A 20975-nucleotide genomic window follows, 5' to 3' on the forward strand; every position below is an offset into this window, starting at 1 on the left:
TCTTTCCTTTCTCAACGTCCCCGGCGTTGCGAGGAATTTCGGCCCGGACCCTCCAGCAGTCCGAGGTCTTGACAAGAATCTAGCCCGGCATTCCCGAGGGGGTCGATGGGGACAACTCCCCCTCGGCCACGGCGGTCTGGACGCGCCGCGCCCCGCCGCGCGAGATGTAGTAGCCGCGCCCGGGAACCGGCGCGACCCCGCGGATCCGGCCGAGGGACGTGCTCAGGAGCGTGTCGCCGTCGTGCTCCTCGGGGTTGAGCAGGAGCCCGCGGCGGGCGTTCTTGAACGGCTGGGACAGGCCCCACGCCGAAGACCACGCCGACGTTTCGGACTCCCCCACGACCCACAGGCCCTCGCGGGCCATCGCCGTGACGAGGGCCGTGATGGCGCTTTCGGCGAGCGTCGAGTCGAACTCCGTGATCCCCTCGACGAAGAGCGCGAACTCGGACGAGCCGACGTCGAGCGCGAGCTCCTCGGCGGCCTGCCCCACGGCGTCCTCGCCGGTGTACGCGGCATCCCACACCCCGAGCCGCTCGATCCCGGACCGCCGCGCGCCGAAGTACACCCTGCGGACGCCGGGCCGCGCGGACCGCAGCGCCGACGCGAGGGTGACGATCGCCGTCGTACGCCCCGAGCCGGGCGGGCCGGTGAGCATGAATGCTCCCGCGGGGTCCGCGTACAGGGGATCGAGGGTCTCGTGGTCGAGTCCGAGGGCGATCCGCCCGTCGCGGGACGGCTCGAGCGAATCGAGCGGCACGAGCTCGGGGAGATTCTGCACGTCCGGCGCGGCGAGCACGCCCTGGCGCCGCATCGCAGCCGCGAGCCGGGCCGTTTCGCGGCCCTGCACCGCGACGTTGGCGTTGCCGCCGAGGATCGCGAGCTGGACTTCGAGGCCGCCGACGACGGCGCGTCCGGGCGGCGACTGCGGCGTCAGGACGTCGCGGGGCTGGCCGAGCATGAGATAGTCGTCCTCGCCCGCCATGCGCAGGACGATCCGCTTCTGGACCGAGGACGCGATCGAGGCGGGAATCGAGTTGGGGCGCTCGCCCGTCATGACGATGTGCACTCCCACGGCGCGGCCGTCGGACGCGAGCTGGGCCACGGTCTCGAAGACCGCCGCGCCCTCGGACGAATACTCGTACGCATCGCGGAACGCGGACATGCCGTCGATGAGGAGGAGGATGCGGGGTTCGTCAGGCTGACCGGCCAGAGCGCGGTACTCCGCGATCGAGCCCGCGCGGGCTGCCGCGTACTGCTCCGAGCGCTCGTCCACGATCCCGCGGAGGCGGCGCATGAGCCGCCCGACCCGCTCGGCGTCGTCGACGTCGACGATCGCGCCCACATGCGGAAGCTGGGCGAGCATGTGAAGGCCCCGCGACCCGGCGTCGATCCCGTAGATATGCACGGGCCCGCCACGCACGGTGACGGCCGACGAGACGGCGATCGTGCGCAGCGCGGCGGACTTGCCCGCGCCGCCGGTGCCGTAGATCGCGAGGTTGCCATCGGCGTCGGGCTCGTAGGAGAACGTCGGCTGGGCCTGGTGGGCCGGATCATCGAGCACCCCGAGCAGGAGGCGCTCGTCCGTGCGGGGGTTCGGAAGGCGCGTGAAGTCGTACGCATCGGCGAGCTCGGCGAGCCACGGCTTGCGCGGCAGGCCGATCCCTGCGCGGTCCGCCGCGACGGTGATTGTCCGGACCATGCGCGCGATGTCGTTCGGGCCTTCAGGACCCGGCTCCCCCGTGTCCAGCCCGGACGGCTCCCACGTCGCGGCCGAGCCGAAGTCCATCTCGGTGACGTCGATGCGCGGCTTCGCGGGCCGCTCGGTCGTCCAGCCGCCCGCGTAGCCGGTCTGGAACGTCTGGATCCGCCCCGGCCCCGTCTTCGCAGCGCCGCGGCCCGGAATCGCCGGGTCGAAGTAGGCGGCAGTCTTCTCGCCGAGGATGTCGTCCGAATCCGCCTCGTCGGCCATGCGCAGCGCGACGCGGAGGTTCGTGTTGGCCCTGAGGTTGTCCTTGATGACGCCCGCGGGCCGCTGCGTCGCGAGGATGAGGTGCAGCCCGAGGGAACGCCCGCGCGCGGCGACATCCACGACGCCGTCCACGAACTCGGGCACCTCGTTCGCGAGGGCCGCGAACTCGTCGACCACGATCACGAGGTACGGCGGCGTCTCGGGGTCCGCGGCGCGCTCCATGTCAAGGAGGTCCTTGGCCTTCTTCCGGTTGAACAGGTGCTCCCGGTAGTGCAGCTCGGCGCGCAGCGACGCGAGCGCGCGGCGCACGAGGTGGGGCGAGAGGTCTGTCACGAGCCCCACGCAGTGCGGGAGGCTCACGCAGTCGGCGAACGCGGCGCCGCCCTTGTAGTCGACGAACAGGAACGTCACCCGGTCTGGGCTGTAGGCGGCGGCCATGCCCATGACCCACGACTGGAGGAACTCCGACTTGCCCGCGCCCGTCGTGCCGCCCACGAGCGCGTGCGGGCCCTCGTTCTTGAGGTCGAGGAAGAACTGCTCGACGCCCTTCGAGCCCACGAGCGCGCGCAGGGTGCCCTTGGCCTTCGGGTTCGGGGACGCCGTGGCGCGCACCGAATTGCTCTGCTGCCAGCGCTCGGCGACCGCGCCGTCGTCGTCCACGAGCTCGCGTCCCGCGATGGTGACGTAGGAGACGGAGCGCGGCAGGTCCGATTCGTCGTCGACGGGGCGGCCCACGTCGGTGACCGGCGTGAGCATGCGGCCGAGCTGCACCGCGAGGGCCTCGTCGACGCTCTCGCAGCTCACGGGGTACGACTCGCGGCCCAGACGGACTTGCCCGCCCGTGGCGCCCCGCTCGCCGTCGACCGCGAGGAAGTCGCGGCACGCCTGGGGAAGCCGCGTGACGCTCGCCGCGATCCACACGACGTGGATGCCCGCGTCGGGGCCGAGCTCGGCGAGGCGCGTGAGGCGGCCGCGGTCCACGGGCGCGTCGTCCTCGACGAGGACGACCACGGTCGGCGTCACCGGTTCGGAGTGGCCCGCGGCCTCCTCCGCGATGGGACCGCGGCGGCCGGTCCGCCCCGAGCCCTGGGACGCCGCCGTGGCGCGCACCGAGAGCAGCTCCTCGAGGCGCGTGAGGAGCATCGCGCCAGCCGCGGGGCCAGCCGCGAGATGATCGCCCGCGAGCGGCGAATGCGGCGAGCCCACATGCGGAAGCCACTGGAGCCAGGCCCACTGCGCCTTCGACGTGTGCGAGGCGAAGGCCGCGACCGTGACGTCCGCCGGGGAGTGCAGCCCCGCGAGCTGGAGCAGGATGCCGCGCGCGACGTCCTCGACGAGGCCGCGCGGGCCCGCGATGCCGAGGGCACCGCCCTGGCGGAGGTTCGCGGTCACGGGGACGGCGTCGATCGTCGCGTACCCGCGGGCCGCCTCGTCGAGCCGGCGCGTGAACTCGGGGAGCGTCTGGCCCGAGGGAGGCGCCTGGACCTGGATGCGCGACGGCGCCGTGCCGAGGCCGAGGCGGACCGAGAGGAACCCCGGGTTCTCGGGCGCGTGCGTCCACAGGAGCGGGCCGAGTCGGTAGATCGACTCGACCGTCTCGGCGACGGACGGGGCCTCGGCGAGCCGCACCTCGCGCTCGGTCTCCCGGAGCGCGGCCATCTGGCGCTCGAACTCGGCCAGGCGCCCCTCGAAGAGCTCCGTCTCCTCCTTGAGCTCGGCCTTTACCTGGCGGCGCGTCTCCATCCACATGCCGACCGCGAGGAGGGGCATGAGCACGATGAACACGGCCGTGAGGAGGTTCTGGAGGACCATGGCCATGACCCCGCCGAGGATGAGCGGGAGGACCACCATGGCCACGGGGAACGGCTGGAACCGCGGCCGCTGCGGGCCCTCGGGAAGCTCGCGGCGTGTGGCCGGGAAACGCGGGACGACGCGCGGCGAGCGGTTGAACGGCACGAGCGGCGTCGACTGGCCGCGCGCGGAATCGTGCCCGAGGCCGACGACGGAGACGGTCGTCTCGCCGAGGGTCACGAGGTCGCTCGGGCCGAGGACGGCGCGGCTCACCGTGTGGCCGTCGACGACGAGGCCGTTGGACGAGTTGAGGTCCGCGATCTCGATCGTCTCGCCGACCGTGATCCGCGCGTGGCGCTTCGACGCCATGGGGTCGCTGATCGGCACGTCGACGTCGGCACCGCGCCCCACGAGGCTGCTCCCCGCGGGCAGCGAGAACTCGCGCCCCGTGTCCGGCCCCGCGACGACGCGCAGGGTCGCGGCGGCCGGCCCGCGGTCGGGGGCGTGGCCCGCCGTGGCGAAGTCCCGCGCGACGGGCACGACCGAGACGGTCGAGCCCTGGCGGAGCCCGGACTCGAGCAGCATCGCGTCGGGGTCGAGGACCCGGCCCGTCATGCCGCCCGCGAGCACGGATTCCTCTACCCGCAGGGTGAGGCCCTCGCCGGCCGCGCCCGACGTCGTCCCGGCCGGCCGGCGGGGGTCCGCGAGGGTCAGCTCGCGGGCGACGTCGGCGACGGTCGCGAGCCCGTCCACCGTGACGGCGAGATCCGCGGGCGCCTCCGGGCCGCGCCGGAGTGTGAGCCTAACCCGCATGGGCCGAGCCCTCCTCCGGCTCCGCGCCGTCGTCGTCGCCCGCACCGCGCGGGCCCGAGCCGGCCCGCGCGCTCGCGCGGGCCTCGCGCTCGAGCAGCTCGAGATCGTCGGCCGTGACGAGATGCGAGCTCACGGCGTGCTCGACGAGCCGCGCGCGGCGGTTGGTCGCTAGCCGCCCGCTGCCCCCGCGGAGGCCCGCGACGCCGACGCGGTCGAGCCTGTCGCACACGTTGTCGAGCTTCCGGTTGAACTTCGTGAGCGGCCAGCCGAGGCGCCGCGCGGCCGCGGCCGACGTCGGGATGGCGCTCAGGCCCGTCCCGTCGCGGCGCAGCATGGGCTCGGCGAGCGCCACGATGAGGGCCTTCTGCGAGTCCGTGAAGACAATCGGACCGATCGTGGTCTCCCCCGAGACGTCGGCTTCGTCCGGGTTCTGGCGGCGCACGAACGACGGCGTGCGCACATGCACCGCGAATTCGTAGGTCGTCGCGCCCGCCGTGAAGATCACGTTCGTGTGGTCGAACACGAGAGGGATCCTGGCCCCCGGAACGACCCAGGCCTGAAGGCCCCCACTCACGTCCGCGACCGTGGCCGAGATGAGCGAGCCCACGTTCGTGAGCCACCAGATGCCCTCCGAGCGCGAGATCTCGAGGAAGCGCCGGTGCAGGTAGGGGTTCTCGTCGATTTCGAGGTCGCCCTCGCGCCCGATCCCGAACACTCCGTCCGCGTCGGGGCGATACAGCTCGCCGCAGAACTCCACCACGAGGTCCGCGGCGCCCGCGGTCTCACTGGCCTCCATGCGTCCTCCCCCTTCTCTCGATGACTCTCTCCTCCCGTCCCTCTGCGGCCCGCGCGCTAGCGCGGGAAGCATGCGCTCGGTGCGCTCTCATCCATCACGCCGACGGCGCCGTCGCTTCGCCGGATCACGACGCGCACGCACGTCTGCCCCGACGCGGCCTTGGGCAGGGTCGTCTCGGTCGCCGTCACGACGGACGGCGCCGTCTGGCCGTTGAGCCGCAAGACCGTCACGAGGTACGAATCTCCGGGATGCGGCGCAGGATTGGCCCACGTGAAGCGCACGTTTGCTCCCGCGTCCGCCGCCGTGAGGTTCGTGACGGCGGGGACGGAGCCGGTGTCCGAGGCATCGATCGGCTTTCCAGTGGCCGCGGGCGAGGGGGTGTTCGCGGGCCGCTGGGCGAGCGACGGCGCAAGAAGGCCTCCCGCGACGACCGCACCGACGAGGACGGCTCCCCCGATCGAGCCAAGCACGACGGCGCGGCGCCGCCTTGAGCGTGCGGCCTCGCCACCGTGGGCCGCGGCGTCGAGATCGGCAGCCTCGGGCGCGACGGGGGCGAGGGCCGCGCCGCGCAGGACCGTCGCCTCGTCAGCCTCCGGCCGGGACGGGACGGGCACCGCACTGCGCGGCCTCGTGGGGCCCGCGTCGGGCGAGCGGCGGGGCGGGAAGATCGGGGCCGGCGGCGCGGCTGCGGATTCAGACGCCGCTGCAGGCCCGCGCGCGGCACCGGGCCCGCGCGAGCCGTGCGCCGTCGAACTCTCGGCCAGCCGGGGCGGAGGGCTCGTCCGAGCTGCCGAGCGCGATGTCGGGCCCTCGGGGCTGATCGCGACGATGCCCCGCACGCGGGTGGCCTCGACGCCGTCGTCCGGTCTGTCGTCGTACGCGGGCTCGGCGAGCACCTCGAAAGGTGTCACGGAGAGCCCCAGCTCGCTCTGGATCCGCTGGAGCGCGAGCGCGAACGTGTGCGCGGAGGAGTAGCGCGCCTCGGGGGCCTTCGCCATGGCCGTCGCGAGGACGAGCTCGAGCGACTCGGGAACGTCGGCGCGGCCAGTCCGCGGAACGGGCTGCGTGCTGATGCGCGAGATGAGCGAACGCTGGGAGTTGTCGCCGTCGGACGCAGCGAAGGGCGACCGGCCAGCGATGAGGGTGTACAGGGTCGCGCCGAGGGCCCACACGTCGAGCCGCACGCCGTCGACCGGGCCGCCGCGGAACGACTCGGGCGGCGACCACGGGATCGACATGCCGAGATCGTCGTCGGCACCGCCCTCGACCGTCCCCGAGATTCCGAAGTCGGTGAGCGCCGGGCGGTTGTAATCGGTGGTCAGGATGTTCGCGGGCTTGATGTCCCGGTGCGCGATCCCCGCCCGGTGCGCAGTCTCGACCGCGGACGCGACTTGGACGCCGATCGCGAGGACCTCGTCGACGCTCAGCCGCTCGCGCCGGTAGCGGATGTCGAGGCTTGGCCGCGAGCAGTACTCCATCGCGAGGTACGAATGCCCGGTCTCGGTGGTCTGGGCCTCGTAGATCGTCACGATGTACGGGTGCGAGGAGAGCTGGGCCATGAGGTTGGCCTCGGTCTCGAACTGGCGGCGCGCCGACTCCGTGCGGAGATCCGAGACGAGGACCTTGACCGCGACCTTCCGGCGTGGGCGGTCCTGCTCGTACAGGTACACGTCGGAGAAGCCGCCGGAGCCGAGGAGGCTCAGGTAGCGGTAGCCCCCGAGGTCGGGGGGCGGGGCCGGCGGGCGCTTCGAGCTCACGGCACGTCCTCGAACGTGAGGGTCACGCCGTCGCCGAGGTCCGCGACATCGCCGTCGAGGACGATCGCCATCTCGCCCTGGCCGAGCCGGCGGGCAGGCTGGCCTTCGCGTTCGATGACCGTGCCGTTCGTGGCCTTGAGGTCGCGGACCATGACGTGCCAGCCCTCGAGCCGGACCTCGAGGTGGTTGCGGGAGATGTCCCCGGACGGGCTCTCGACCGTCACGAGCCGCGGAATCGCCCCGCTGGGGACGCGCGAGACCGATGGCTGGCGGCCGACGACGAGGGGCTCGACGAGCTCGACGACGTCGCCGTCCGCGAAGCGCACCCGCCCGAGCGGGGGACGCGGAAGCTGGCGTGCCTCGCCCGAGAGCGGCACGCCGCACACGCGGCACTGGGCGTTCGTGGGCGGATTCGCATGCTTCGAGGGGCACGCGCGGCCGAGGACGAGCGGGGCGTCGGCCCGGGGTTCCCCGGGGGCGGTTCGCCCTGGCGGGCTCGGCCCGGGCCCTGGGCCGGGGGCTGGGGCCACGCCGGATTCGGGAGAAGGGCCGGTTCCCTGCTCGGGCGCGGGGGCCGCATCGAGCTCGCTCCGAACGATCGTCTCGCCGTCGTGGTCCCCAAAGAGCTCCGAGGTGATCGAGCGGCGCTGCTCGGACGCGCCCGACGACCACGGGACCGATTGGATGAGCGGGGGCGGCTGGTTGGACGCGCGTGGCTGATTTGACAGACGCGGTTCGCTGGGCGGACGCAGCGCGTGGTCGGGCTGTGTGTCGCGCCGTGGCGCGCCCGCAGGCGCTTCGGCTTCGGGCGCTTCGGCTTCGGGTGCTGTCGTCGCAGCGGCGGGTTCCTCGACCGAGGGCCTCATCGCGGCGTCCTCGACGCGGCGGACGACCGTCTGCTCCCACAGGTGGTCGTAGCCGGCGGTCGTCCCCGTGGTCGCCTCGGGTGCTGACGGCTCGGGCGTGCGCGGCCCGCCGACCGGCGGCGCGGACGACTCCGCGGCTTCGCCGACCGCGGCCTCGGTCTCGAACGGCGTGAGCGTCTCGCCCAGCTCGGTGTCCGCACTGGCGGCAGCGCCCGGGGCTTCAGCGCGCGGAGGCTCGGCCGCGTCAGGCCCCCGCGTCCGAACCGCGGCCCCGACGAACACGGCGACGGCGCGGGCGGCGCCGTCCGCGAGGGGGTATCGGTCCGCTGACGCCCCGACGGGCGGCGTCCTCGGCCCGACGGCCTCGAGCTGCGCGCCGCTCCACGCGTCGACGGCGCGCTCGGCCCACGTCCCGACGTCGGCTCCGCTGACCTCCTCGGTGCCGCGCGCCGTCGTCACGCGCGCGCTGACCGCGCCGCGCACGACGAGCCGCAGCCGCTCGCCGCGCTCGAGAATGCCGAACGGCGGCAGGTCCCCGAGGCCATGCTCGCGGGTGAGGACGCCAAGCACGGCGTAGAGGTCCGCATCGGGGCCGAGCGGACCCCAGAGCTGGGACACGAGGGCGCCGGCCGCTGACGACGGAACGAGCACGGCAATCCGGCCGCGCACGGCCGCCGTCCATCCCTCGCCCGGTATGTAGCCGCTCTCGTGCTCAGCGCTGTGCATCGTCGTCGTCCGTCTCTCCCGGGGGCCTCGAGCCGTCACCGTCCTCACGCGCAGCCGACGTGCGCTCGCGGTCGAGTGTCTCGACGGCGCCCGCACCGCGCGGGGCGGGCACGGCGCCGGATTCCGCCGTCGTCGTCCGCACGTCGACGACGATGACCGTGACGTTGTCCCGCCCGCCCGAGCGGACGGCCGCGTCGATGAGCGCGTCCACGGCGTCCTGGGCGTGGGGGTACCCGTTGAGGATCCGCGCGATCTCGGGGTCGCGCAGCTCGCTCGTGAGGCCGTCGGAGCACACGAGGAGGCGGTCGCCGTCGGCGACGGGAAGGAGCCAGAAGTCGGCCTCGGCGTCGTCGCCCGTGCCGAGCGCCCTCGTCACGACATGGCGGCGGGGATGGACGAGCGCTTCCTCCGGCGTGATCTCGCCGAGGTCGATGAGCTCGCGGACCTCGGAGTGATCGACGCTGATCTGCTCGAAGTCGCCGCCGTTCATCCGGTACGTGCGCGAGTCGCCGACGTTGGCCACGAGCCAGTACGGCACCGCCGAGATCTCGATGAGGACGGCGCCCGAGAGCGTGGTTCCCGCGCGGGCGCCCGTGGCCTGCCGGATTCGCCAGTCCGCGCGCCGGATCGTGTCCTGCACGGTCGCCGCCGTCGCGCGGTGCGTCCCGCGCGCGAGCGACGGCGACGTCCGCAGGGTCTGCACGCACAGCTGGCTCGCGACCTCGCCCGCCTCATGCCCGCCCATGCCGTCCGCGACCATGAACACGGGGTCCGTGGCGAGGTACGAGTCCTCATTGAGCTCGCGGCGCAGCCCACGATCCGTGCCGTGGCCCACCTCGAGCCGCAGGGCGGGACGCGGCGCCCGGGTCGCGGGCTCTTCGGTAGCGGTCATGCGCGGGCCTCCCGTGAGATTCCGATGCGGGGCGTCATGCGCGGGCCTCGCGTGAGATTCCAACTGAGAAAAAACAGTCGCCGAAGTGCACGACGTCCCCGGCCGCGACCTCGAGCGGGAGCGAGGGCTCGAGGTCGGACGCCGAGCCGTCTTCCCGGACGACCGTCGTGCCATTCGTCGATTTCCGGTCCTGCACCCATACTCGTCCATGTTCGGCCCACACGGTGAGATGGGTCTTCGACACCGAGCGGCCCGGGTCGTCGATGCTCACGAGCTGCTGGAACGTCTCGCCGTCGTAGGCCGCGGGGTTGCGCCCCACGAGCACCGGGCCCCGCAGCGTGAGGCGTCGCCCGTCGCTGAAGCTCAGGACGATGTCGCCGCCCCGCCCGCCCGGGCGCGCGAGCCGCGTTGCGTCGAGCTCGTCGTCGTACGCGGAGCCGTGGGCCGCGGGGGCGGCGAACGACGACGGCGCACGCGGCGTGGGTGCCGGCGCGAAAGCCTGCGGCGGAGCTGGCACAGCAAGCGCATGGGCCGCGGGGGCGGGGGCCACGAGCGGCGCCGCGGCGGGCGGCGCGGCCACCGGCGACGCGACCGGCCGCACAGGCGGGAGCGCCTCGGGCGGGGCGAAGGCCTCGGGGCCCTCGATGCCGCCGGTCGTCACGGGGTTCCGGCCCGCCCTGACGTCGAAGGCGAGCGTGCGTGCGGCCTTGTCGTGCCAGCCCTGGCGCTGGCCGTTCGCGTCGAAGAGATTCGAGATGAGCGCGAGCACGAGCCCCGCGACGGGGATGAGGCACACGAGGCCGAACACGAGGCAGCGGATGAACACGGCGCCCCACCCGGGGGCGCGCCCCTCAAGGTTGGCCGTCCGGATCCCGACGAGCGAATTGCCCGGGGTCGAGCCCGTGCGGGCCTCCCAGCCCCACAGGACGATGCCGACCGCGAGCCCGAGAGCGACCGCGAGGGCGAACCAGATGAACGCGGCGAGCAGCGCGGCCTCGTCGGACGCCGTCGGGTAGCGGCTGCCCGAGAGGCTCCCGAGCGATGCGGCTCCAAAGCCGAACGGCACGAGCTCGACGGCCGTGAGGATCGCGAGGTCGACGAGCTTCGCGACCGCCCGCTTGCCCGTCGACGCGTCGACCAGCTGAAGTTGAGCCATGGTCCCCTCTGTTCGCTGCCGATTCATCCTGTCACACGCCGCCGCGCCGGAACTTCATTGATCGGCCGATCGCCACGAAGAGGGCACGCCCGTCCACGATGAGCGAGCGCAGCGAGAAGCGCACGCGCTGGCGGGCCCAGAAGCCGAGCCCCGACGTCATGGCGGTCATCGAGGTCTCGACGTCCTTCCAGTACAGCTCTACGTCCTCGTCGCTCGGCTGTCCCGCTCCGAAGACCGCGGCGTCCGCGCGCCGGGCGAGCGCCGTCGTCGTCCCTGCTGCCTCGCCGAACGCGTCGGCGAGCTGGACCGCGGCCTCGCGCCGCGTGCCCCGCGGGTTGATGGGCGCGCCCATGTCCGTCGCGAGGCTCGCGATTTCGCTCCACCCGCCGCCAATCCGGTCCGCGGCGTGCTCGGCCTCGAAGCGGATCCGGCGGCGCCGCAGCTTGAGCCACACGATGCCGAACAGCGGCAGCACGACGACCGCGATCGGGATGAGCCCGATGCCGATCGTCGCGAGGATCGGGCCGACGATGCGCCAGAAGTCGTTCTTGTGCTGGTCCTGGTCCTGCACGTCGGGACGCGAATCCGGCGGGAGCTCGACGGGCGCCTGCGCCGGGGGCGGCGGCTGGAGCACCTGCGGGCGCGGCTTCGAGATGGCCTGCGGATCCGGCGGGATCGGCACGTTGTCCTTGGGCGGCGTCGGGTCGAACGCGACCCAGCCGTAGCCTTCGAACGCAACCTCGACCCACGCGTGCACATCCTTGCCCTTGAGGTCGAGGGGGCTCGTGCCGGGGGTCGAGCCGGGGTAGAAGCCCATGACGACGCGTGCGGGGACGCCGAGGCTGCGGGCCATGAGGGACATCATGACCGCGTACTGCTCGTCGTCGCCCACCATCTGCTTCGCGGCGAGCATCGCGCTCAGGCGGCCCGCGCCGTGACCCGAGAGGCTCGGCACCTGCCCCTCGGCGATGAGGCCATTGCTGAACGCTCCGAACTTCTGGAAGTAGAGCGTGAGGGTCTTGACGCGGTCGTAGGGCGACTGGGCGTCGGCGACGATGTCGCCCGCCTTGGCCTGGAGGGCCTGGGGCACGCCGTCGACGGCGGGCAGCCCGACCTGCGCATATTGGGCCTGGCCGAGCTGGGCGTCGGTGGGACGGGCGGGTTCCTCGACCTGGACCGAGTAGCGGGTGCCCTTGCCGAGGCCCGCCGTCGTGATGGCCGTGTCCGTGAGCCGGTTGAAGTAGAGGCCGTCGGCCGCGGCCGAGGAGGGGTCCGCGAACGTGATCGCTGTGTCGTGACGCGCGCCGGGCACGAAATAGCCTGCGTAGTCGCCGATCGTGACGCCGAGCGTGTAGGGCGTGCCCTTGAGGGCGTCGCCTTCCGGCCCTCCGGAGATGCCCGAGGTGCCGACGCGCGCGAAGCTCCCCGAGCCCTGCTGGTCGATCGTCGCGACCGTCCCGTCGTACGAGTCGAGGGCGGCGAGCCGGATGCGCGAGCCGTTGGGCAGGCCGGTCACCGTCATGAGCGTCGCGTCGCGCTGGTCTTTGACGAGCGCGCGGAACGCCGAGAGCGGGCTCGCGTAGCTGCGCGGGTCGAAGGGCGGCACGACGCGGTCCCTCAGGACGTCGCGCTGCGCGACCGCCGTGAGGGCGGGGGCGAGCACGAGCGTGAGCACGATTGCGACGGCCGCGACGGCGGCGCCGAGGCCCGCTCGCCCGAGGCGGCCCCGACGGCGCGCCGCCCGGTTGAGCACGGTCGTCTCGCCGGACGCCTCGGGGCCGGCGCTTGCCGAGATCGCGGCCCGCCGCCCCGCCGCCCACAGGATGCCCACGAGGGCGAAGCCGATCCCTCGGGGCAGCGCCGCGAAGCTGTCCGACGTGCCGAACGCGATGCCTGCAATGAAGAGGCCGACGAGCGGGACGAGCGGCCAGTACGGCGGCCGCGCGCGGCACGCCGCGAGGCCCGCGGCGAGGGACGCGACGAAGGTCGCGAGATAGGGCACCACGAGAAGGCCCGAGCCCGTTCCGAGCGGCGCCGCGACGGTGAGGTTGTCCTTCCACGCGACGACGACGCCGAGCACGAGCGTGCGCAGGCTCCCCAAGGATGGGAGGAAGCCCGCGGCGGCCTCGTCCGGCGTGGCGGCCGCGCTGCCCGCGACGATGTAGAGGACGACGGCGGCGCCCGCCGTCGCGAGCACGCCGAACCGGGCCGCGCTCGAGCCGAGGCCGACGGCGAGGCCCACGAGGGCGCCGACGCCGCCAGCCACGAGATAGCGCGGGTCGCCGCCGTACGCGAGGTGCATCCCGACGAGGGCGATGCCCGCGAGCACGAGGATTGCGGCGGCGTCGACCGCGGGGAGCCAGGCCGGCCCCGGGTGCCACGCCCGCGCCGCTCGCCGCGGCGCTGTGCGGGCCGTCGCCCGCCGCGGAAACGCCGGGGCACTCATGCCTTTGCCTTCCGGAGCACGGCGCCGAGGCCGTCGAGGGAGCCGACGGTGAGGACGTCGAGGTCGCCGATCGACGCGCGGCCCGGCGCGGCGCCTGCCTCGCACCGGACGGCGAGCGCGCGGATGCCCCACGGGATCGCCGCCGCCGCGACCCTGAGCTGGGCCGGCGCGACACGCCCGCCCGTCACGAGGAAGACGACCGACGCGTTCGGCACGCTGTCCGCCGCCGACCGCGCGGCGTCGGCAGTCGTCGAGCGGAGGCTCGCGCCCTCGAGCCGCGTGAGGTCGTCGAGGAAGTGGCGCGCGGTCTCGGTCCGCAACGGGCCGCGCTGGGTCAGGGCGCTCAGCTCGCGCTGCTCGAGGAGGGCCTGGCGCCCGATCGAGCCCGCGCACGAGACCGCGAGCTCGAAGTCCTCCTCGGCCTCGTACTCGTCGAGGTTCGCAGACAGTGCGATCGCGAGGTGCGCGCGCCGGGTCTCCTCGAACTGCCGCACCATGAGGATGCCGGTCCGGGCGGTGGTCTTCCAGTGGATGTGGCGCCGGTCGTCGCCCGCCGCGTAGTCGCGCAGCGCATGGAACGAGACGTCCGAATTGGAGATCTCCGCCGTGGGCATGCCTTCAAGGTCGCGGATGAAGCCCGCGGCGGGGCTTCCCAGCGCGACCGTGCGCGGGTGCACGTAGAGGTCCTGCGGATCCGTCCAGACGACGCGGCGGCGCAGGATGCCGAGCGGATCCGTGCGGACCGAGCTCGCGGGCCCGACGACGATGACCGCGCGGCGGGCGGTCGGGATCGAGAACAGCTCCTCGTGCGCCTCGCGCGGCCGGAGCCGCGGCAGCTCGAAGACGGCGCTTCCGGCGCCGACCGGGAGTTCGAGCAGCGCGGGCGCGGCCGGGCGCGGCGCGGCGTTGGCGACCTCGAGGCCGCCGACGGCGGTGTCCCCCACCGCGACGCGCGTGCGGGCGAGGTCGAGGGTCACCTCGTACGACGCGCGGCCGAGCACGAACGCGATCGCGCTCGCGAAGAGGATCGACGCGAGGAGCGCGGCGGCCTTCGCCTCCTGCCAGCCGTACGCGGTGCCGACGACGGCGAGCAGGCCCGCAGCGCCCGCGAGACACCACCCGAACGGGCTCACGATGGCGAGCACGGGGCCGACTCGCTGCCAGGCCCCCGCCGCGGCCCGGCGGAGCACGACGGCGGCCGGTGCGAGCGCGTCGAGGAGCGGGCGGGTGCGCGCGAGCGCGGCGCGCCCGCGGTCGCGGACGTCCCGGAGAACGTTCGTGGACGCCACGGTCAGACGGCCGCGGCCCTGGACTGCGGGGCTGCGACGTCGGCGAGGACCCGGTCAATGACGCGGTCCGCGGTCACGCCCGTGAACTCGGCCTCGGGATCCATGACGAGCCGGTGCGTCCACACGGCGGGGGCGAGTTCCTTGACATCGTCCGGGAGCACGTAGTTCCGGCCCTGGGAGGCGGCCCAGACCTTCGCGGCGCGCACCATCGCGATCGCGCCGCGGACGCTCACCCCGAGACGCGTCTCCGCCGCAAGCCGCGTCTCCTCGCACAGACGCGAGACGTATTCGAGGACCGCGGGGTCGACATGGGCTGTCGCCGCGAGCTCGGCCATGTCCGCGACGGCCTGGGTTGTGATGATCGGGTGCAGTTCACGCGACCGGTCCCGCACGTGGGAGCCCGTGAGGAGCCGCACGGTCGAGGCATGGTCGGGGTAGCCGATCGAGGTCTTGATGAGGAAGCGGTCGAGCTGGGCCTCGGGGAGCCGGTACGTTCCCGCCTGCTCGATGGGGTTCTGGGTCGCGAGGACCATGAACGGGCGGCCCGCGTCGTAAGTCACGCCGTCGACCGTCACGCGGGATTCCTCCATGACCTCGAGGAGCGCGGACTGGGTCTTGGGCGAGGCGCGGTTGATCTCGTCGGCGAGCACGATGTTCGCGAAGATCGGGCCGCGGTGGAACTCGAACTCCTGGGTGCGCTGATCGTAGATCGTCACGCCCGTCACGTCGGACGGCAGGAGGTCCGGCGTGAACTGGATGCGCGAATTCGTTCCCTGGACGGTCGCGGCGAGCGCGCGCGCGAGCGACGTCTTGCCCGTTCCGGGCGCATCCTCGAAGAGGACGTGCCCCTCGGCGAGCATGGCCGTGACGGTGAGGCTCACCACGTGCGTCTTCCCCAGCACCGCCTGGCCGATGTTCGCCACGAGCCGTTCGAACGTCTCCGCGAACCACTCCGCCTGTTCAGTTGTCAGCACGACAAGACCCCCTGTTCCCGGGCTTCCCGAGCAAGCCCGCGTGTCAGCCTAGCCGGTGTTATGACAACCGTGCCATGGGCAGGGGTACCCATGCCGCACGGGCGAGCGCCGCCGTCGCACGCCTATCGCGCCCCGGAACCGCCCTCGCCCCGGGGCCGCGCCGCGAGCCACACGTACTCGTGTGGGGCGAGCGTGAGCCCGTCGCCGAGGGGCACCGCGCGCCCCGTGAGGAGGTCGACGGCGTCGCCCGCGAAGCCAGAGAGCGTCGCCGCGGTGACGTGTTGGGGGCCGTCAGCGAAGTTGGCGAGGACGAGGACGGCGCCGTCCTCGCCCGGCCGCTGATAGCCGAGCACGTGGCGGTTGTTGGTGTGGAAGCCGACGAGCCGATTGCCCGCGAGCTCGGGCGTCCGCGAGCGTACGGCGAGCATGGTCGTGAGCCCCGCGAAGATCGCTCCCTCGGGCGTGGCCGGGTCATGCCGATGCCCGTAGCGCTCAGCCGGGTAGTGCGGCCGGTGGACCCAGCGGCTGTCGGCCCCGTGGCCCGGCTCCCCCGCGTAGCCGTAGTCGTTGAGCTGGCCCACCTCGTCGCCGAGGTAGATGAGCGGGATCCCGCCCGTGCTCATCGCGATCGAGTGGAGCAGGAGCACCCGGCGCACAGCCTCGGGCGAGCCGTCCTCGAGGCCGCACAGGGACGCCGTCGTGCCCGAGATCCGGCAGTCCCCCGTCTTCGGGTTGTCCTGGAAGGCGACCCCGCGGGCGAAGCTGCCCGGGAAGCGGTTGACGTAGAACGAGTTGAGGAAGCGGCGGTGCTCGAAGCCGTTGATGCCGAGCTCGGCAGCGTCCTCGTCCGCGAACGTCCAGCCGATGTCGTCGTGGCTGCGCACATAGTTGACCCACGACGTGCCGGACGGGAGGTTGTGCCGCCGCTCGAGGGCCTGGGAGAGCAGGGACGCGTCGCGGGTCGCGAGGGCCTCCCACCCGAGCGCCATCTCAAGCGGGTTGTACGAGATCTGGCATTCGGCCGGGTCGATGTACTGGACCACCTCGTCCGGGTGGACGATCGCCTCCGACTTGAACAGCAGCGACGGCGCCGCGAGGCGGCACACCGCGTTGAAGCCGCGCAGGAGGTCGTGTGCCTCGGGGAGGCTCTCGCACGCTGTGCCGAGCTGCTTCCAGATGAACGCGACGGCGTCCATGCGGAGGATCTCTACACCCTGGTTCGCGAGGAACAGCATCTCCCCCGCCATCGCCCGGAACACTGCCGGATTCGAGTAGTTGAGGTCCCATTGGAAGGTGTGGAACGTGCACCACACCCAGCGGCCGTCCGGCTGCTGCACGAAGGTCCCGGGGTGATCGTCGGGGAAGATCTCGCGTACCGTGCGCTCGTACGCGTCCGGCATCGTGCGGTCCGGGAAGATCCAGTAGTAGTCCTCGAAGGCGGGATCCCCCGCCGCCGCCCGGCGGGCCCACTCATGCTCGTTGGACGTGTGGTTGAAGATGAAGTCGACGACGAGGCTGACGCCGTTCGCGCGCAGCTCCGCGGCGAGCTCCCGGAGGTCCGCCATCGTGCCGAGCTTGGGGTTGACGTCCCGGTAGCTCGAAACGGCGTAGCCGCCGTCCGAGTTCGGCTCGGGGGCGAGGAAGAGCGGCATGAGGTGCAGATAGGTCAGGCCGAGTTCGGTGAAGTACGGGATGCGGTCCCGGAGCCCGGCGAGGCTCTCCGCGTAGCGGTCCACGTAGCAGACCCCGCCGAGCATCTCCCGCGACTGGAACCAGTCCGGGTCCGCCTCGCGCCGCGCGTCGAGCCCCTTGAGCTCGGCCGGGCGCTCCTGCCACGACGCAGCGCATTCGACGACGAGCGCCGCAAGGTGGTCGGTCCAGTCCTCGCGCGAACCGTAGAGCGAGGCGAACAGCCGCTCGAGCTCGGGCAGATGGTGGTCGAGGCGTTCGCTGAACGCCTCCCACTCGGCACCCCCCCGCTCAAGCTCGGCGTCAGCCTCGAGCGCCGCCAGCACCCGCTCGCGCACCTCGCCGGTCATTTCCTGCACGTTTCCTCCGTCCCACTCGTCGCCATGTGTAAGCGCTGTCACATACGGTACTGGCAGTTCCCGTCGAGGAGACCAGCGGAGGGAATGTGACTCGGCGGCCCCGGCGCGCTCCCTCGGTTGGCGCCAGGCGCCTCCGTACACTGGGCCCCATGGCGTCCCGCATCAGCGAACTGGTCCTCAGCTGCGCCGACCCCGAACGGCTCGCACGGTTCTGGAGCGAGGTCCTCGGCTACGTGGAGCTCGATCGGGAAGACGGCATGATCGAGATCGGCCCGCCCGCCGGGTTCGGCGGCCTGCAGCCGACCATCATCCTGAGCGCGAGCAGCGATCCTCGAACTGGAAAGCTCCCGCTCCACATCGACGTCAACCCCGTCGACCGCGATCAGGACGCCGAGCTCGAACGGCTGCTCGCCCTCGGCGCGCGGCCCGCCGACGTCGGGCAGACCGGCGACGAGCCGTGGCACGTCCTGGCCGATCCCGAGGGCAACGAGTTTTGTCTCCTGCGGAGGCGGCTCGAGCCCTGAATCTCTCGCGAAGCGTGAGCTCTCGGCGGAAACGGGTGCCGTCTGCGACGAGATCTCACGCTTGGAGGTCTCGTGGGCGCGTCAGTCGAGCACGATCCCGGTTCCCTCGCCGCGGCGCAGCGCGACGGGGCGCACTTCCCCGAAGCCGCGCACGTTCTGAGCCGAAAGGGGTGCGAGGACGAAGCGCGCATCGCCCCCGAGGACTCCGGCCGTGAGCTCGTCGACGAGCACCTGCCCCGGTTCGGCGATGGCCGTGAGCCGCGCCGCGAGATTGACGGTGGGCCCGTAGATATCGCCCAGACGGCTCAGGACGCGGCCCCACACCATCGCGACCCGCCCCTCCGGGAGCCGCTCGTCCGCCGCGATCTCGCGGGAGAGTGCGAGCGCGATCTCGGCCCCCGCCGTCGGCGTCTCGGCGATGTACAGGACTTCGTCGCCGACCGTCTTGACGAGCCGGCCGCCGCCCACGGAGATGATCTCCGCGCAGATGCTCTCGAAGGTCTGGACGAGGCGCGCGAGCGTCTTCTCGTTCATGCGCCGCGAGAGGCTCGTGTAGGAGACGAGGTCCGCGAACCCGACGGCGCGCGCGAGTGGGAGCGGCGCATCGTCCTCGCCCCCTGTACGACCCTCCTCGCTCGCCTCGAGCCCCTCCTGCGCGCGCACCGCAAGGCGCTGGACGCCCGCGCTGAGCTGCCGGCGCCACGAGTACACGAGCATCTCCTCGAGCGGCTCGATGAGGTGCGGAAGCTCGTCGACGAGCCGCACGCGCGCCTCGGCGTCGGTGATGCCCTGCGTCGCCACCATGTCCTCGACGAGCGCCTCGACCTGCCACACGACCATGCGGTCGGTCATCTGGCCGATCGCGCGGGTCACGGAGATCGCGGCATCCTCGGTCAGGACGCCCTCGCGCACGAGCTTCGGCATGATCTTGAGGTGCTCGAGGTCCTCGGTCGTGAAGGCGAGGTCGTCATCCGTGAAGTTGGGCATGCCGAGCGCACGCCACAGCTTCCGGGCAGAGAAGAGGGAGAGCCCCACGCCCTGCGCGACGTCGCGGCGCTTGAGCGTCCGCTCTCCACCGAGCAGGAGGTTCTCAAGGGACTTCGCCGAGCGACGATATTCGGCCCGCGCCGTCTCGGGCGCCGGATCGGGCGAGGCCGCGCGCCGCGTCCCAGACTCGGCCTGCGCGGGCTCGTCGCGCGTGGGAGGGGCCAGCTCGTCATCCATCGCGTCGCCCTCCTTCAGTCCTCACTCTGCCCTCACGAATCCTGCCGCCGCGGATCCGGCCCCCACGGGTCCTGCCGCCGTGGATCTTGCTGCCAGGGGTCCCGCGGCGCGGCCCCCGCCGGCCCCGGCCAGGCGCCGTCGTCCGCTCCTGGGAACCCGACGCCTGCCGGCAGCTCGTCGATGGCGTCAAGCACGAGCTGACGGAAGCTGCGCACCTCGGGAACGTCGTCGAGCCTCAGGCTCGCCGCCTGCCCTGTCGTCAAGGTTATCGTTCCGGACCGCGCGAGTGATTGGAGGACCGACTGGTGGACCGCGACGTCCCGCACCATCGCGAGGGGGAGCTCGCGTTCGCTCCGCCGCAGCCCGCGCTCGCGGCGGAGCACGCGCTGGCTCGTGAGGGTGTAGCGGAGCCTGCCCCACGCGATGAGCCTGCGCAGGGGGTAGGCGACGACGATCCACGCGCCAAGGGCCGTCGGCGCGAGCGCGAGCCACGGCCCGGTGCCCGGTGGCAGCCACGGGAGGAGCGCGTCAAGGCGTCCGCGCGTGAGCCAGCCTGCCGCGAAAGCGACCCCGCCGCACACGAGCACTGCCACGAGCGCGGGAAGGACGAGCACCGAGCCGTGCCGACGGGTGTCGACGATGACCTGCTCGCCGGGGACGAGCAGCTTACGCATAGCCGCCGTCGGCCGGGCGGAGGTGGACGACGTCGCCCGCGCCCACGGTGTGCCGCCCGCCGTCGTCCTCGACGACCTGGAGCGCGCCGTGGCTGTCGAGCCCCGTCGCGCGCCCCACGAGCCTCCGCCCGCCCGGAAGCTCGACGCGCACGCGCCGGCCGAGCGTGATCGTCGCGTCCTGGACCTGGGAGAGCAGGCTCCTGCCGCCGGCGAACGGCGTCTCCGCGTTGCCGTCCGCGGCGCAGAAGGCGCGGTAGCGGCGCGCGAAGTCCTCGAGATACGCGGCGAGGAGGCCCGTTCGGTCCACAGGGCGCCCCGCGGCGAGGCTCGCCGACGTCGCGGTCGGCACGGGCAGCTCGTCTTCGCGGAGGGAGACGTTGATCCCCGCGCCGAGGACGACGGCGGGCGGCTCGCCGTGGGCGCCGGGGGCAAGGTGCGCGAGGATGCCGGAAATCTTGAGGCCCCCGACGACGACGTCATTGGGCCATTTGAGCGCGGATTCGAGGCCCACGACCTGGGCGAGCGCCTCCCGCAGGGCGAGCGCGGCCAAGGGCGAGATCCACGAATAGGACTGCGTCGGCAGCGGGCGGCCGTCTGGGTTGTGCGGGCGGAGGAGGATCGAGACGGCGAGGGACGCGCCGACGGGCGATTCCCACGGCCGATGGAGGCGCCCGTGGCCGCGCGTCTGGCGCTCGGCGACGAGGACGGCGAGGTCCCCCCACTCATCCGGCTGGGTCTCCGCGAGGAGCACGAGCTCGTCGTTGGTCGACCCGAGCTCCTCCACGATCTCGATGCGCGAAAGCCCCGCGCGCGCCGCGAAGTCGGCACCGAGCCGGGAACGGTCGAGAGGCGCGCGGCCTTCAGCCGCCGAGGTGTCGAGCTCCATAGGGGAATCCTAGCCAAGCCCTCTGACAGCCAGCGAAGGCGAAGCCGCACGTCAGAGGGAGAATCCGCAGGTCAGCAATGCGGTGCCTGCGGCACACCGTGATGCGCGAAGATTCTCGGAAGCGTTCCGTCCTGCTGTGTTCAC

At 72.9% G+C, this 20975-nt stretch carries 14 protein-coding genes; 1 reads left to right on the top strand and 13 read right to left on the bottom strand.

Going from position 1 to position 20975, the window contains the following annotated elements; translation table 11 throughout:
* Positions 1 to 79 precede the first annotated feature (79 nt).
* From SPF06_RS08170 to SPF06_RS08215, 10 genes are all read right to left on the bottom strand, one after another.
* Positions 80 to 4573: a type VII secretion EssC family protein gene (locus tag SPF06_RS08170; RefSeq protein WP_323278532.1), complete on the bottom strand. Its 4494-nt coding sequence runs from the start codon at positions 4571 to 4573 to the stop codon at positions 80 to 82.
* Positions 4563 to 5369, bottom strand: a complete 807-nt coding sequence (locus SPF06_RS08175) for a hypothetical protein (protein ID WP_323278533.1) — start codon at positions 5367 to 5369, stop codon at positions 4563 to 4565. Before SPF06_RS08175 ends, SPF06_RS08170 begins: the two co-directional genes overlap by 11 nt.
* 56 nt (positions 5370 to 5425) lie before the next feature.
* Complete coding sequence (locus tag SPF06_RS08180; protein WP_323278534.1) at positions 5426 to 7126, bottom strand: serine/threonine-protein kinase; 1701 nt, start codon at positions 7124 to 7126, stop codon at positions 5426 to 5428.
* A complete protein-coding gene (locus SPF06_RS08185; protein WP_323278535.1) occupies positions 7123 to 8718 on the bottom strand; it encodes an FHA domain-containing protein in 1596 nt (531 codons plus the stop codon). The genes SPF06_RS08180 and SPF06_RS08185 overlap by 4 nt, the downstream gene beginning before the upstream one ends.
* Entirely contained in the window at positions 8705 to 9610 is a 906-nt protein-coding gene (locus SPF06_RS08190) for a PP2C family protein-serine/threonine phosphatase (RefSeq protein WP_323278536.1), read from the bottom strand. The genes SPF06_RS08185 and SPF06_RS08190 overlap by 14 nt, the downstream gene beginning before the upstream one ends.
* A 34-nt stretch (positions 9611 to 9644) precedes the next feature.
* Complete coding sequence (locus SPF06_RS08195; protein WP_323278537.1) at positions 9645 to 10766, bottom strand: RDD family protein; 1122 nt, start codon at positions 10764 to 10766, stop codon at positions 9645 to 9647.
* A 31-nt stretch (positions 10767 to 10797) separates the two neighbouring features.
* Positions 10798 to 13212, bottom strand: a complete 2415-nt coding sequence (locus tag SPF06_RS08200) for a transglutaminase-like domain-containing protein (protein ID WP_323278538.1) — start codon at positions 13210 to 13212, stop codon at positions 10798 to 10800.
* Positions 13209 to 14501 (bottom strand): DUF58 domain-containing protein, encoded by a 1293-nt coding sequence (locus SPF06_RS08205; protein WP_428985730.1) that lies wholly within the window; start codon positions 14499 to 14501, stop codon positions 13209 to 13211. Before SPF06_RS08205 ends, SPF06_RS08200 begins: the two co-directional genes overlap by 4 nt.
* A 2-nt stretch (positions 14502 to 14503) precedes the next feature.
* The gene (locus SPF06_RS08210) at positions 14504 to 15472 is read right to left on the bottom strand and encodes an AAA family ATPase (RefSeq protein WP_323278553.1); all 969 of its coding nucleotides are present in this window, start codon (positions 15470 to 15472) and stop codon (positions 14504 to 14506) included.
* 125 nt (positions 15473 to 15597) lie between these two features.
* Positions 15598 to 17514, bottom strand: coding sequence for an alpha-amylase family glycosyl hydrolase (locus SPF06_RS08215; RefSeq protein ID WP_323278554.1), 1917 nt, complete (start codon positions 17512 to 17514; stop codon positions 15598 to 15600).
* Between the two features lie 158 nt (positions 17515 to 17672).
* On the opposite strand from SPF06_RS08215, the gene SPF06_RS08220 reads away from it, so the two are divergent.
* Complete coding sequence (locus SPF06_RS08220) at positions 17673 to 18047, top strand: VOC family protein (protein ID WP_323278539.1); 375 nt, start codon at positions 17673 to 17675, stop codon at positions 18045 to 18047.
* A gap of 81 nt (positions 18048 to 18128) precedes the next feature.
* Here the strand turns inward: SPF06_RS08220 and SPF06_RS08225 are convergent, their stop codons facing one another.
* The 3 genes from SPF06_RS08225 to SPF06_RS08235 are packed head-to-tail and all read right to left on the bottom strand — an operon-like array spanning position 18129 to position 20831.
* On the bottom strand, positions 18129 to 19271 hold the full coding sequence (locus SPF06_RS08225) for an adenylate/guanylate cyclase domain-containing protein (protein ID WP_323278540.1): 1143 nt from the start codon (positions 19269 to 19271) through the stop codon (positions 18129 to 18131).
* A 32-nt stretch (positions 19272 to 19303) separates the two neighbouring features.
* Positions 19304 to 19945 carry a PH domain-containing protein gene (locus tag SPF06_RS08230; protein ID WP_323278541.1) on the bottom strand — a complete coding sequence of 214 codons (642 nt, stop codon included), beginning with the start codon at positions 19943 to 19945 and terminating at the stop codon, positions 19304 to 19306.
* Positions 19938 to 20831 carry a biotin--[acetyl-CoA-carboxylase] ligase gene (locus tag SPF06_RS08235; protein WP_323278542.1) on the bottom strand — a complete coding sequence of 298 codons (894 nt, stop codon included), beginning with the start codon at positions 20829 to 20831 and terminating at the stop codon, positions 19938 to 19940. Before SPF06_RS08235 ends, SPF06_RS08230 begins: the two co-directional genes overlap by 8 nt.
* Between the last annotated feature and the right edge of the window lie 144 nt (positions 20832 to 20975).

It is taken from the genome of Sinomonas terricola (assembly GCF_034931225.1).
GTDB lineage: Bacteria > Actinomycetota > Actinomycetes > Actinomycetales > Micrococcaceae > Sinomonas > Sinomonas terricola.